The organism is Natrinema pellirubrum DSM 15624, from assembly GCF_000230735.2.
GTDB lineage: Archaea > Halobacteriota > Halobacteria > Halobacteriales > Natrialbaceae > Natrinema > Natrinema pellirubrum.
In genome coordinates this window covers 2,379,381-2,392,113 of the sequence record NC_019962.1, presented here as the reverse complement: position 1 = coordinate 2,392,113, position 12,733 = coordinate 2,379,381, and the positions used below count along the sequence as shown (strand labels likewise).

Annotated in this window: 12 protein-coding genes and 1 tRNA gene; 3 read left to right on the top strand and 10 right to left on the bottom strand. The window is 66.6% G+C overall.

Annotation, left to right across the window (positions count from 1 at the left end):
- Positions 1-34 precede the first annotated feature (34 nt).
- The 6 genes from hemA to NATPE_RS21455 all read right to left on the bottom strand — a co-directional run bounded on the left by hemA (position 35) and on the right by NATPE_RS21455 (position 7,728).
- Positions 35-1,336 (bottom strand): glutamyl-tRNA reductase, encoded by a 1,302-nt coding sequence (gene hemA, locus NATPE_RS11550; protein ID WP_006181647.1) that lies wholly within the window; start codon positions 1,334-1,336, stop codon positions 35-37.
- 4 nt (positions 1,337-1,340) lie between these two features.
- Positions 1,341-2,561: a radical SAM/SPASM domain-containing protein gene (locus NATPE_RS11545; protein ID WP_006181646.1), complete on the bottom strand. Its 1,221-nt coding sequence runs from the start codon at positions 2,559-2,561 to the stop codon at positions 1,341-1,343.
- On the bottom strand, positions 2,558-3,697 hold the full coding sequence (locus tag NATPE_RS11540; protein WP_006181645.1) for a YncE family protein: 1,140 nt from the start codon (positions 3,695-3,697) through the stop codon (positions 2,558-2,560). Before NATPE_RS11540 ends, NATPE_RS11545 begins: the two co-directional genes overlap by 4 nt.
- Positions 3,694-4,836: a hypothetical protein gene (locus NATPE_RS11535; RefSeq protein WP_006181644.1), complete on the bottom strand. Its 1,143-nt coding sequence runs from the start codon at positions 4,834-4,836 to the stop codon at positions 3,694-3,696. Before NATPE_RS11535 ends, NATPE_RS11540 begins: the two co-directional genes overlap by 4 nt.
- Before the next feature lie 26 nt (positions 4,837-4,862).
- Positions 4,863-6,677: a cytochrome D1 domain-containing protein gene (locus tag NATPE_RS11530; RefSeq protein WP_006181643.1), complete on the bottom strand. Its 1,815-nt coding sequence runs from the start codon at positions 6,675-6,677 to the stop codon at positions 4,863-4,865.
- A 50-nt stretch (positions 6,678-6,727) separates the two neighbouring features.
- Positions 6,728-7,728, bottom strand: a protein-coding gene (locus NATPE_RS21455) for an IS630 family transposase (RefSeq protein ID WP_086009782.1) whose coding sequence is annotated in 2 segments (ribosomal slippage) — positions 6,728-7,239 and positions 7,239-7,728 — 1,002 coding nt in all. Because the reading frame shifts where the segments join, the coding sequence is not laid out codon by codon here.
- Positions 7,729-7,985: 257 nt separating this feature from the next.
- Here NATPE_RS21455 and NATPE_RS11515 point away from each other — a divergent pair.
- On the top strand, positions 7,986-8,411 hold the full coding sequence (locus NATPE_RS11515) for a hypothetical protein (RefSeq protein ID WP_172637290.1): 426 nt from the start codon (positions 7,986-7,988) through the stop codon (positions 8,409-8,411).
- A gap of 12 nt (positions 8,412-8,423) precedes the next feature.
- Here the strand turns inward: NATPE_RS11515 and NATPE_RS11510 are convergent, their stop codons facing one another.
- Complete coding sequence (locus tag NATPE_RS11510; RefSeq protein ID WP_006181641.1) at positions 8,424-9,089, bottom strand: MBL fold metallo-hydrolase; 666 nt, start codon at positions 9,087-9,089, stop codon at positions 8,424-8,426.
- Between the two features lie 102 nt (positions 9,090-9,191).
- Here NATPE_RS11510 and NATPE_RS11505 point away from each other — a divergent pair, with 102 nt between their 5' ends.
- Positions 9,192-9,680: a DUF411 domain-containing protein gene (locus tag NATPE_RS11505; RefSeq protein ID WP_015299070.1), complete on the top strand. Its 489-nt coding sequence runs from the start codon at positions 9,192-9,194 to the stop codon at positions 9,678-9,680.
- Between the two features lie 172 nt (positions 9,681-9,852).
- On the opposite strand, the gene NATPE_RS11500 is transcribed toward NATPE_RS11505, so the two are convergent.
- A tRNA-Lys gene (locus NATPE_RS11500) sits at positions 9,853-9,926 on the bottom strand.
- 158 nt (positions 9,927-10,084) lie between these two features.
- Between NATPE_RS11500 and NATPE_RS11495 the strand changes: the two genes are divergently transcribed.
- Positions 10,085-11,539 carry a DHH family phosphoesterase gene (locus NATPE_RS11495; protein ID WP_015299069.1) on the top strand — a complete coding sequence of 485 codons (1,455 nt, stop codon included), beginning with the start codon at positions 10,085-10,087 and terminating at the stop codon, positions 11,537-11,539.
- Between the two features lie 21 nt (positions 11,540-11,560).
- Here the strand turns inward: NATPE_RS11495 and NATPE_RS11490 are convergent, their stop codons facing one another.
- On the bottom strand, positions 11,561-11,854 hold the full coding sequence (locus tag NATPE_RS11490; RefSeq protein WP_006181638.1) for a PRC-barrel domain-containing protein: 294 nt from the start codon (positions 11,852-11,854) through the stop codon (positions 11,561-11,563).
- An 89-nt stretch (positions 11,855-11,943) separates the two neighbouring features.
- Positions 11,944-12,714, bottom strand: coding sequence for an enoyl-CoA hydratase/isomerase family protein (locus NATPE_RS11485; RefSeq protein ID WP_006181637.1), 771 nt, complete (start codon positions 12,712-12,714; stop codon positions 11,944-11,946).
- Between the last annotated feature and the right edge of the window lie 19 nt (positions 12,715-12,733).

Sequence of the window (12,733 nt, the reverse complement as noted above, 5' to 3'; positions counted from 1 at the left end):
GAACCGACGCTAGCGCGGGCACCAGCGACCGCAGTCACTCCGACCCCTCGCAGTCGAGGTCGAACAGCTGATGGGTGGCCTCGATAACCGCGTCGTCGCCGTCCCGGGCGGCCGCCCGGAGGCGCTCGGTCGGCGTACCAAGCAACGATCCGGTCAGTGCGCTCGCGAAGTCCTCGAGGACCGCCTCGGCGTCGGCCCCGCTCGCGAGCCGGTCACGGGCCCGCTCGAGTTCGCTCTCGCGGACCGCGGCCGCCGTCCGGTGGAGTTCGCGAAGCGTGTCTTCGGCACGGTTCTCGCGTTCCCGATCGACGAAGGCCGCGACCGCGTCAGTGATCGCGTCCTCGACCGCCGGCACCGCCGCCCGCCGACCCGCGACGGCGGCCTCGATCCGACGCTGGATCGCGTCGAGGGCCACGACCTGCACGGCCGATCGGCGGACGGGTTTGGCGACGTCCGGCGGGGTCGCCAGATCCACGACCGGCGTCCCGGGGTCGACCCCCTCCCCCTGTATCGTCTCGAGCGTTACCACCGGGTTCGGTGCGCCCGTCGCCGTTACGATCGCGTCGGCGTCGGCGAGCGCGGCTTCGAGGGCCTCGAGCGGCCAGTACCGACCATCCTCGGTCGGGAGTTGGGGCGCGGCCGAGCGGTTGACGGCGTCGACGCGGCAGTCCCAGCGGTGGCCGGCGGCGCTGGCCACTTCGGTCGCCATCTCGCCGGCACCGACGACGACGAGCCGATCCGGGACCCCGCCCGCGTCGGCGATGGCCTCGCAGGTCGCGCTCCCGTAGCCGACCGTCCCCTCGTCGATGTCGGTCTCGTCGCGACAGCGCCGCCCCACCGAGACGGCCGCGTCCGCGGCCCGGGTCACCACGCCGCCGGCGAGGTCCGCCTCGAGCGCCGCGTCGAACGTCCGTCGGAGCTGGCCGAGAACGTGTGCCTCGCCGATGACAGCGCTCTCGAGGCCGCAGGCAACGCGAAACAGGTGTTCGGCGACTGCGAGTTCGGTCTCGGTCCGCGCGCCGTCGGGATCGCCCAGTGCCTCGCGTGCGGCATCGAGCCCTGCGTCCCGGTCGGCGGGCGTCCGCGTGCTGAGATACGCCTCGACGCGGTTGCACGTCGAGAGGACGACCGCCTCGGTGACGCGGTCGTGGGCCGCGATCCGCCGGGCGGCAGCGAGGGGATCGTCCGGAGCGACCGCGCCCAGTTCCCCGGTCGAGCGGCTCTCGTGGTCGATCCGGTAACACGCGAGTCGGCGGACGCTCTTCGGTACCGCCGCGACAGGCGACGGCTCGGGCTCGGTCCGCGCATCCGGGGGCACTGAATCGGGGGCGTGCATGGGCCTACTCGAGCGCTGCGGTCGCGTCGACCGGTGGCGCGTGATCGGTCGGCAGTTCGTCGGTGCTGTACTCGGCCTCGGTGAGGTAACACCGGGGATCCTCGGCCCAGAGGTCGTCGTGGACCGCCGCGGCGCGGGCTCGGGAGTTCCCGCCACAGACCTCCTTCCAGGGACAGCGGCCGCATTTCCCCTTCAGGTGGTCGGTCGGTTCGGCCAGTTCGTCCCAAAGGTCGCTGTCGGCGAGGATCTCGTCGAGGCGGCGCTCGCGGACGTTCCCGAGCGTGTACTGCGAGAGGAACATGCTCGGGTGGACGTCGCCGCGGTGGTCGACGTTGACGACCTTGGGGCCGGCGTCGCCGTTCTTGACCACTCGACCGGGGCCGTCGTCGAACAGGAGTTTTCGAGCCCGATCGGCGTGGGCCGGCATGTCCTCCCGAATCCGGTGGTAGAGATAGACCGCGTCGGCGTAGTTGCCGGCGGTCAGGATCTGCATGTCGGGATGGGTGTCGGCGAGGGCTTTGGTGCGCTCGTAGAGGGCGTCGACGACCTCCCGCGTGCGCTCGAACGATAAGTCCGCGTCGGTGATATCACCGCCGCGCCCGGAGTAGATCAGGTGAAAGACGTTCACCCGGTCGATCCCCTCCTCGACGGCGAGGTCGATCACGTCGGGGACGTCGTCGACAGTCCCCTCGGTCATCGTACACCGAATGCCCGTCCCCATCCCGGCGTCGCGGGCGTTGCGAAGCCCGTTCCGGGCCCGCTCGAACGCGCCGTCGACGCCGCGGAACTCGTCGTTGGTCGCCCCGACGCCGTCAAGCGAGACGCCGACGTACTGCATCCCCGCGTCGGCGACCGCCTGTGCGCGCTCCTCGGTGAGGAAGGTCCCGTTGCTCGAGGCGATCGGCCGAATCCCCTGCTCGGACGCGTAGCGGGTCAGTTCGGCGATATCGTCCCGGAAGAACGGCTCGCCGCCGCTAAACACGAGTACCGGGACGTTCACCGCGGCCAGCGAGTCGATGAACGATTTAGCCTCGGCCGTCGACAGTTCCTCGCTGTCGCGCTCGTCGCAGGCCCCGAAGTAGCAGTGCTTGCACTGTAGGTTACAGGCGGGGGTCGTGTTCCAGACGACCAGCGGAACGAGCGCGTCGCTCGCGTGGCGCTTCTCGTATCGGATCTGTTCCGGTCGGTTGTCGAGTCCTCTGATGAGTCGCGTGAGATCGATCATTGGTCCACCTCCGGGCGGAAGATGCCGCTCGGTTTCGCGCCGAGTCCGTCGATTCGGCGGCCGACGGTGACGTCCGTCGGGCGGTCGTCGGCCAGCGGCCGCGTGTCGAGTACTGCGAGATCGGTCCGTTCCATGTTCCCGACGTAACACTCCTCGCCGTCGGGCCCGAAGACGACGTGGAGCGGTTCGCCACCGACTTCCACGCGGTCGGCGACGGTGAGGTCGGTCAGGTCCAGTATCGTCACGAACGGCTCCTCGTAGGAGTCGACGACGGCGTAGCGACCGTCCGACGTCGTCGCGGCGAAGCCGGTCGTCGTCCCGACCTCGAGCAGCCGTTCGGTCGGCGAGTCGTCGCCGGCCGCGACCGCCTCGAGGTCGACGACGGCGATGCGGTCGTCCTCGCGGGCCGGAAACAGGCCGTATCGGTAGTCGGGGCCGTCGGCGACCGCGAACCCGTGGGGGTTCGTCCCCGTCTCGGCGGTACAGCGAACCCGCTCGGCGGCCGCGTCGACGAACGAGGCCGACGATCCGCCGGCGTGGTTGGCGACCACCAGCCCCTCCGCGAGGACGTACAGGTCGTGTGGCTCCGCCCCGACCGGGATCTCGGCCGCCAGTTCGAGGCCGGAGTCGGCACCGAGGACGGCGATCTCGTGTTCCGTCTTCTGGCCCACGTAGAGCCGATCGTCCGGGCCGATTCGCATCCCGGAACTCCGTGAGAGCGGGCGCGTTCCCGCGCGCTCGAGCCGACCGTCCTCGCCGATCGCGAACGCGAGGACGCCCGGATCAGACGACGCGGGCAGGTCGACTGCGGTCCCGACGAACAGCGCGTCGCCGGCCGGCCCGAGCGCGCTCCCGACGGGCATCGTCCCGAGCTGCTCGACGCGCTGGACGGTCTCGAGCGCCTCGAGATCGACCACCTCGAGGTGGGCGCTGGCGATGTACAACAGGTACGCGACCGGCTCGTCCGGGTGAAACAGCGCCGTGTGCGGGTATCGGCCCTCGCCGAGGTCCGCGACGACCTCGCCCGCGGCGAGATCGACCGCGCTGAAGTGGCTGCTGGCGGCGTTTTTGACGATCGTCGGTGCGCCGGACGAGTGGTCGTTCGCGGCGGTGACGGTGTCAGTATCCGGTGTCATGAGTATCTCCCTCTATCGGTACGAAAACAGCCCGCAGGGGCCGCCCCGTCGGGCACGTCGATGGTCGCCGCGATCGGGTCGGGGTCGCCGGCTCGAACGCCGTCGACGTCGACGACGGTCACGGTGTCGGCGTCGACGCTGGGGACGTAACAGACCCGGCCGTCCGCGCTGAACCGCGGGTGACGCGGCGTCGATCCGGTCTCGACGCGCGCGACGACGTCCAGGCTCGCGGGGTCGAGGAACGCGACGCGGTCGTCGTCGTACGCGTCGACGGCGAGCAAGGACCCATCGGGGGTAACGTCGGGAAAGGCCGTGGGCGTCCCCAGCGAGACGCGATCCGTGGCTGTCGCATCGGTCTCGCCGCGGCGGACCGACTCGAGGTCGACGACCGTGAGGCCGTCGTCCTCCGTGTCTCCGATGACCCACCGATCACGTCCCGGGACGGCGGTCCCGCCCCTCGGGTTCGGGGCCGGGACCGTCCCGAGGACCGTCGCCTCGAGCGTGTCGACGACGGTCACGCTGTCCCCATCGGCGTTGTTCACGCCCAGCAATCCCCGGGTCGGTTCGTGGGCCAGGTCCTGTGGCCCGGCACCGACCGCGAACCGATCCAGGACGTCGAACGGGGGCGTTGCGCCGATCCGGAGCAATTCGTCGTCGTCTCGCAGCGCGACCCACACGTCGTTGCCGGCGTCGACGGCGAGCCCGGCCGCCTTCCCGATCGGGAGTTCGGCGACCGGTTCGATCCGCTCGCCGGCCGTCCGAAAGACGGCCAGTCCCGGGCGGTCGTCGTCCGGGAGGCCGCCGTAGGTACTGACGAACAGGTACCGTCCCGTCCGGCTCAGCACCGCTCCCACGGGCGCAGTCCCGACCTCGTCGACGCGATCCACGACGGACAGCGTCCAGCAATCGAGGATCTCGAGCGCGTTCGACCCCATGTAGGGGACGTACGCCCAGCGGCCGCCGGGACGGACGGCCAGCGCGTGTGGCTGGCGGCCGTCGCCGATCCGGCCGAGCGGCTCGTGGGTGGCCGCGTCGATCACCGTCAGCCCCTCCCCGCGGAGGTGCTTGACGAGTGCGAGCGGTCCCGCCGGTCGTCGGTCCGTCCGCGTTCGCGGGGTCGCGTTACTGGTATCGGACATGTGCCTGTGGGAACGGTCGATCGCGGTCAGTGCCCCTCCGCGCGGACGCCGAGGAACTTGCCGGTCGGTGCCAGCAGGTCCTCGATCTGGGTCAGCATCTCGCCCGTGTTCGGATCGAACACGAGGATCGATTCGTTCTCGCCCTGCCAGACGCTAATGTAGACCTTCTCGCCGTCGCGGCTGAACTCGGGGTGGATCGCGGCCGCGGCGCCCCACTGGCTACAGTCGATCTCCTGATCGACCTCGAGGGTCTCGGGATCGATGGTGTAGACGTAGGCGTCGTCCTCGGTGTCGGTGAGGATGACGTCGGCCCAGACGTAGTCGCTGTTCTCGTGTTTCCGGATGAACAGCCCCGAGCCCCTGACGTCAATCATCTTCTCGGCCTCCCAGGTTTCGGTGTTCCAGACGCCGACGCTCGGCGCGCCGGCGTGGGTGGTAAAGGCGAGGTCTTCGTCGGGGTACAGCGCGCCCGGTCCGGGGTGTGGCACCCCGTCCATCGGAATCGCGGCGACGTGGCGCCGCTCGTGGGTGTCGATGATGTCCATCTGGTTGTCCGTCTGCGAGGCGATCATGAAGTAGCGGCCGTCCTCCGTGAAGAAGCCGTCGTGGAGGGTGCGGCCGCACTCGATGGTCGCGACGACCGGGAAGTCGTCCTGCGTGTAGTCGATGAGCCACACCTCGCCGCCCTCTTTCAGTCCCGCGAGGAAGAGTCCCTCCTCGGGGACGTCGTACAGCGAGCAGACGCGGCTCCCCAGGCTCTCGCCGTCCGGGTTGACGGTGTGGGTCGGGATCCGCTTGATCGGCTCCATCGTCTCGGCGTCGCAGATGACCAGATGGTTCGGGTTGTAGAACCCGCCGATCACATAGTCCCCGTCCCGGGAGACGGCGATGTCACGGGCGTCCGTCCCGGCGTCGGCGACGGCGACCCGCTCGAAGTCGAACAGGTCGATCTTGTACATCTCGCCCTGTCGGGACTGGGTGTAGACGTACGCGCCCTCGCGCGTTTGCTCCGGCAGGTCGGGATGGAAGTCGTGGACGTGAATCGCCTTCCCGACGTTCTCGACCCGCTCCATGAACTCGTCGTTGACCGTGTCGATCATCGCGACCGAGGCGTTGTTGCGCTCGGTGACGACCATGATATCGCGCAGGTCGAGGTCGTGGCTCGGCTCTTGAGCCAGTTCGCTCTCCTCTTTGAGGACCTCGTGGCGCTCCTTCAGCGTCTCCATGTCGGTGAAGTCAACCTTGTCGACGGACTCGCCCTCCGGAACGACGTACAGTTGGCCGTTCATCTGGGCGTGCCCGTCGCCGCAGTAGACGTTACACTCGAACTGGAACGTCCCCTCCTCGTCGGTGACGAACGTGACCGAATCGATGACGTCGTCGTTCGTGTTCTCGGGGAGTTCGACGGGCCCGACATCGTACGGGTCCTCGAGGTAGAACGTGTGCATCGCGAAGTCCTCGTTCTCCTCGAAGGTCGACTGCGTGAACTCGATCGTGAGTTCCGTGTTCGGCGGGACCCGAATCTCCTGGGGGTCGAACTCGTATTGCTTGGCGGCCAACTGGACGGTTTCGCTCCGCTCGGCCGACGGCGCCTCCTCGTCGTTTTCGTCGTCGTCCTCGTCGTCATCGTCGCCGGCACAGCCCGCCAGCGCAGCCGACGCAGCGACGACGCCGCTGGTCTTGATGAACGTCCGGCGGCCCGGACTGGGCAACCCCATTTCGAAACTGAGGTCGTCATCGAACTCCAGGGTCTCCGCGATCTCCCTCGAAGCGCTCAAGTGGCGCTTGATTCGTTCCTCGTGTTCCGCAACCGACTCCGCCGGTGACTCGGATCGTGACATACTGGGCACCTCTCCGGTCGAACGTCTGGAACCCACACCTATAGTAGGCGTTAGAAATAATTGCTCACTTTTGGAACAGAGAGTTGGTCGAGAGCGGTGTCGATCGCCGTTGTTAACTCGTTGAGTGAGTCGAAGAATCGGTTGCTGAGTGCCTGTTGTAGCTGTCGCCAGCATTCTTCGACCGGGTTGAGCTCCGGCGAATACGCTGGCAGCGTCACGAAGGCGAGGTCGTCACGGGCCGCCAGGTCCGTGACGGCCGACGCCTGGAAGTACGGCGCACCATCCAGCACCACGAGCAAGTCATCCTCGAACTCTTCACATAATGCTAAGATGAAATGTTTCGCGTGGTCGGCGGTGACGTACTCTTCGAACCGGGAGAAGAAGCGATCACCGTCCTCGGTGATCGCGCCCAACAGACACGTCCAGTCGCGCTGTCCGGAGAGGTCGACGCTTGGGCGCGTGCCGCGCGGAAACCACGCGGCACGCGGCTCGACCTGGACGGATTTCTTGGTCTGATCGATACAGACTACGGTGGCGTCCATCTCCCGCCGCTTTTTTTGAACTCCTCGTGAAATTCTTCTTGCTCGTCTTCATCGGCTTCAGCGGCTGAACGGCGGGGTTTCTGATAGCTGAGCCCCGCTTCTTTCAGCAACCGCCGGCAACTCGGATAGGAGTACTCGACGCCGTAGGTTTCTTCGAGAAACTGCTGGACGAGCGCCGGCGTCCACGCCGGCGCGTCGTAGCCGACCTCGGTCGGTGGCTCGTGCACAGTCTGCTCGAACTCTTCTTGCTGTCTATCCGAGAGCTTTCGCTTTCTCCCGGTTCGCTTAGCATCAACCACAGCTTGCTCGAGCGGTTCGTCCGTATCCAGTCGCATCAGCCAGCTGTAGATGGTTCGACGGCCGGTACCGTACCACTCGGCAAGCTCAGTTTGCGTAACGCCGTTTTTGTACGCAATCGCAGCTAACAGCCGCTGTGTCGGTTTGTTCCCCTCGACGTTGTCGAGCGCGTCTTGGAGGTCTTCGACGGGGATCTCGTCGAGGTGATCCATTGCCTACGCGTACACACTCTGGGCTGAAAATTCTAACGACTACTATATAACCCGGCAGCAACGTTTCGAGTTCGTGAGAGGTCACGGGAAGATGTTCGTAGCGGGTTTTTTCAGTCGTGAACGCATGTCGAACCCCCGGCAAACATCTGCTCCTTACGGCCTCTAAACCCAATTTTGATCGGTAGCGTTCGATTTCGGTTCCCAGCCCGTAGGATTCGTCGGTACAGCCATTTATAAGGTAATAGATAGTTGAGACCATGACGTCTGACAGTTCCGGGTCGAAACCCCGCGGCGATCGAATGACCACCGACTTCTTCGAAGACGTCCTGACCGAGTACCTCGAGGACGGCCGTATCGAGTCGGGCGTCGTCAGGCTCCGGCTGGACGACGGGCGAACCCGCCGGTTCGTCGTCGGCGACGACACCGAATCGATGCACGCCTACGAGTACGTCCGACGGGAACTCGCGGAGGCACAGCGCCTGATCGAGGGCAACGACGATCGGTTCGACCAGCCCGTCGAGTTCTCGGTGCCGGTCCGCGACGAGGACCGACTCCTCGCCGAACTCGAGGACGAGGGTGCCGTCACCACCTGGATCAAACCGGACGGGTTCGGCCTCCTGCTCGAGCATCTCCGGGCGATGGCCGACGAACCTGAGCCGGAGCCGTCCGACGCGACCGAGTGAAACGACGGCCGATCAGAACAGTTCGACCCGGATCCCGTCGGCCTCGAGGTCGTCGGCGAAGGCCTCGGCATCGGTCTCGATCGGGTCGAACGTGTCGTAGTGTTCGGGCAGGACCAACTCGGGCTCGACGCTCCGGGCGAAGGCGGCGGCCTCGTGGCGATCCATCGTGAAATGCCCGCCGATCGGCGGGACGAACACGTCGGCCGTAACCGACTCGTGATGGGGCAGGAAGTCCGTGTCCGAGGGGAAAAACACCGTCGCCCCCTCGAGGGCAAGCACCACCCCGATCACCTCCCCATCTGCGTGGAACGGCTCCCCGTCCTCGTCGACGTGGTCGCCCGCGGGGTCGTTGTACGCCGGCACCGTCCGCACGTCGATCCCGTCGACGGTCGCCTCGCCCTCGGAGGGCAGGTCGATGACGTCGAACGCGAGGGCACTAGTGTCGATCGCCTCGTAGGCCGCGACGGTCACGTCCGGCCCCGCGACGGCCTCGATCGCGGCCGCATCGTAGTGGTCCATGTCGTCGTGTGTGACAAAGACCACGTCGCCGTCCGCGGGTTCGCCCGCGAGGATCTCGCCCCACGGATCGACGTAGATCACGGTCCCGTCGTCGGTTTCGATGCGGACGCTCGCGTGGCCCAGTCGCTCGAAGTCGAGCCCCTCGTAGGTGACGGTCATCGTGGCTCGAGGGTACGGTGCGGACCGTCTTATAGACCGGTTCCCACCAGTCTGGAACGACCACCACGGAAACGAACCCGCGGCGCGACGGTCCGAGTACCCGTGACTCACACGTCGAGACGGACGCTGCTGACGGCCGGTGCGAGTACGATCGGGCTCGCCCTCGCGGGGTGTCTCACCGACAGCGCCGGTGAACGGACGCCGGACGAACCGATTCCGGCCACCACCGCGACGATGTACAAGGGCCCGAACTGTCGCTGCTGTGATTCGTACGGAGAGCATCTCGACGCGTCCCTCGAGACCGACCTCGAGACCGTCGTCGCGGACGATCTCACGGCGGTGAAAGACGACCGCGGGATCGACGCCGACCTTCGGAGCTGTCACACGGTGGAACTGGACGGCTACCTCGTCGAGGGCCACGTCCCGGCCGCGACCGTCGCCACGCTGCTCGAGGACGAACCCGAGATCGCCGGGATCGCGTTGCCAGGAATGCCGTCGGGGTCACCGGGAATGGGCGGCGAGAAACGCGGCACGTGGCAGGTGTACGAACTCCGTTCCGGCGACGAGCCGGCCGTCTACGCGGAGTTGTGATTCCCGCTCGATCGGCGTCCACGGATTCGGATCGCTGTCGCCGGGCGCGATTATGAACTACGCCGAGACGTTCCAGTTCGCTCGCTGCGCTCGCTCACGGGCTGCGACTCGTCTCGTTCAAATCGCGCCGGTTCCGATGCTCGTCGCTCGCGGTTTTGCTCGCAGCGAGAAGCGGGCCGGGCGCGATTTGAACACGCGACCGTCTGATTAAGAGTCAGACGCTCTGCCGGACTGAGCTACCGGCCCTGTACCTCCGAATTTCCGTCGGTCCTTCAAATACGTTTCCCTTGGTCGGTGCTGTGGCAGTGATCCACGAGCGTACGTCCCTCGAGTCGTGCAGGTCGGCTCTCAGGACGTACCACTCTTCGGGAGGGTTAAGTGCGGTGGGTCCGACCACTCGGGCAATGAGTACGGGGGTTACGATTTCGTCCATCTCCGATTACGCTATCTTGGGTTGCGGGAGCGTGGGATACGCCGTGGCGGAGGAACTCGTCGAACAGGGCAAGGACGTGCGGATCATCGACCGCGACGAGAGCCGCGTCGAGTCGCTGCGCGATCAGGACTTAGACGCCCGGCGGGCCGACATCCGCGAGCCCGAGGCCGCGGAACTGGTGGCCGATCGAGACGTGGTCCTCATTCTGGCCTCCGACGTCGAATCGAACAAACGCGCCGTCGAACACATCCGCGCGGCCGACGACAGTCAGTTCGTCGTCGCACGCGCGAGCGACCCCGTCTCCGGCGACGAACTCTCCGAACTCGGGGCCGACATCGTCATCAACCCCTCCTCGGTGATCGCCGAATCCGCCCTGCGGGCACTGGAATCGGGCGAACTCGAGTACAACGCGGGCAAGCTGGCGGATCTCGTCGAGGAGACGGCGACGCGGCTGGCGATCGTCACGCAGGACAGCCCCGATCCGGACTCGATCGCGTCGGCGGCAGCCCTGCAGGCGATCGCCAACCATCTCGGCGTCGAGTCCGACATCATCTATCTGGGCGACGTGGGCCACCAGGAGAACCGCGCGTTCGTCAACCTGCTGGGGATCGATCTGGTCCAGTGGGACGAGATCGAGGACCAATCGGTCTACGACACCGTCGCTCTGGTCGATCACGGCACCGCGGGCGAGATGGAACTGCCCGTCGACATCGTCATCGACCACAACGAGTCCGAATCCGAGTCCGAACCCGAGTTCGTCGACATTCGGCCGAACATGTCCTCGACGTCGACGATCATGACGAAGTACATCCAGGAGTTCGACATGAACGTCTCCGAGGAGGTCGCCACCGCCTTGCTCTACGGCATCCGCGCGGAGACCCTGGATTTCAAACGCGACACCACCCCTGCCGACCTGACCGCCGCGGCCTATCTCTACCCCTTCGCGAACCACGACACCCTAGAGCAGGTCGAATCGCCGTCGATGTCGCCCGAAACCTTAGACGTCCTCGCGGAGGCGATCACCAACCGCGACGTCCAGGGGAGTCACCTCATCTCCAACGCCGGCATCGTCCGCGATCGCGAGGCGCTGACCCAGGCCGCCAGCCACCTGCTGAACCTCGAGGGCGTGACCACGACCGCGGTCTTCGGGATCGCCGACGAGACGATCTTCCTCGCCGGTCGCTCGAAGGACATCCGCATCAACATCGGAAAGGTACTCGAGGACGCCTACGGCGAGATGGGCGAGACCGCGGGCCACTCGACGCAAGCCAGCGCGGAGATCCCGCTTGGCATCTTCACGGGGATCGAGATCTCGGAGGACACGCGGGATACCCTGCTCGAGCTGACCGAAGAAGCAGTCAAACGGACGCTGTTCGATGCGATGGGCGTCGAGGGCGGCGGGAGCGAAGGCTCGAACGGGAGCTAAGCGCCGCGAAACGGAATCCGATCAGGCCAGCAGTTCGTCTTCTTCTTCGTCCGGTTCGCGAACCCGTTCGACGACGTCGTTGATCAGGATGATGTCGCCGACCGAGCGGACCCAGCGATAGGGGACGATGATGCCCTGTCCGGTACGGGCTTCCTCGGCGAACAGTTCGCTGTTCAGGTTCGCGAGCGCGAGGCCGGAGACGGCCTCGCCGTCGATGTTCAGTCGGAGATCCTCGACTTCGCCCACGAAGACGCCGTTGTTCGAGTAGACCTCGCGGCCGACGAGGGAGGTGATCTCTTGGGGTGTGTCGTCCATGTCAGGGTGCATGCGTGGCGGACTCTTAATTCTTGGTCAGACGTGACAGTCACCGCAGCGAACCCGACGGCGACGACTCGAGTCCGCCGTCACTCGTAGTCGGGTTCCCGGCCCTCGCGGAAGGCGGCGACCGATTCGGCGAAGTCCGGATGGCGCACGCACTGTTCGTCGAGAGCGTGCCGATACGCCCGTCCGCGGGCGATCTCGTCGGCCCGGTGTCGCACCATCGCCCGCTTCGTCTGGGCAACCGCGTTCGGACTCCGCCGGGCGATCCGACTGGCCACGTCGCGGACCGCGTCGTCGAGGCGGTCGGGGGCGACGACGCGACTGAACAGGTCAGTGTCGGCGACCGCTTCGGCCTCGAGGACGCCGCCGGTGAAACACAGTTCCTGGGCGAGCCCCTCGCCGAGTTCCAGACAGAGGCGCTCGAACGGCGGGACGACTCCCATCCTGATCTCGGCCGGACAGAGCGTCGCGTCGGTCGCGGCGATCCTGAGATCACAGGCCATCGCGAGTTCGTAGCCGCCGCCGTAGGCCGGGCCGTTTACCCGTCCGATAATCGGGACGGACACAGCCTCCATGCGGGCGTACAGCGCCGAGAAGGAGTCGAGATAGTCGATCACGGCATCGGGGTCGTCGGCTCGAGCGGCGAAGACGTCGACATCGGCCCCTGCCGAGAACGTCCCGCCCGTGCCGGTAACGACGATCGATCGAACGGCGTCGTCCGCCGCGGTCGCCTCGATGTGGTCTCCGAGATCAGCGATAACGGCCGGCGACATCGCGTTGCCAGTGTCGGGTCGGTCGATCGCGACGGTCGCGTACTGCTCCGCCTTATCGTGAGAAACGATAACGTCAGTCATTCGTACGGAGGCCACTTCA

Coding starts and splice junctions, on each gene's coding strand:
- hemA (WP_006181647.1), bottom strand. CDS start 1,336: ATGCACGCCCCCGATTCAGTGCCCCCGGATGCGCGGACCGAGCCCGAG.
- NATPE_RS11545 (WP_006181646.1), bottom strand. CDS start 2,561: ATGATCGATCTCACGCGACTCATCAGAGGACTCGACAACCGACCGGAA.
- NATPE_RS11540 (WP_006181645.1), bottom strand. CDS start 3,697: ATGACACCGGATACTGACACCGTCACCGCCGCGAACGACCACTCGTCC.
- NATPE_RS11535 (WP_006181644.1), bottom strand. CDS start 4,836: ATGTCCGATACCAGTAACGCGACCCCGCGAACGCGGACGGACCGACGA.
- NATPE_RS11530 (WP_006181643.1), bottom strand. CDS start 6,677: ATGTCACGATCCGAGTCACCGGCGGAGTCGGTTGCGGAACACGAGGAA.
- NATPE_RS11515 (WP_172637290.1), top strand. CDS start 7,986: ATGACGTCTGACAGTTCCGGGTCGAAACCCCGCGGCGATCGAATGACC.
- NATPE_RS11510 (WP_006181641.1), bottom strand. CDS start 9,089: ATGACCGTCACCTACGAGGGGCTCGACTTCGAGCGACTGGGCCACGCG.
- NATPE_RS11495 (WP_015299069.1), top strand. CDS start 10,085: ATGAGTACGGGGGTTACGATTTCGTCCATCTCCGATTACGCTATCTTG.
- NATPE_RS11490 (WP_006181638.1), bottom strand. CDS start 11,854: ATGGACGACACACCCCAAGAGATCACCTCCCTCGTCGGCCGCGAGGTC.
- NATPE_RS11485 (WP_006181637.1), bottom strand. CDS start 12,714: ATGACTGACGTTATCGTTTCTCACGATAAGGCGGAGCAGTACGCGACC.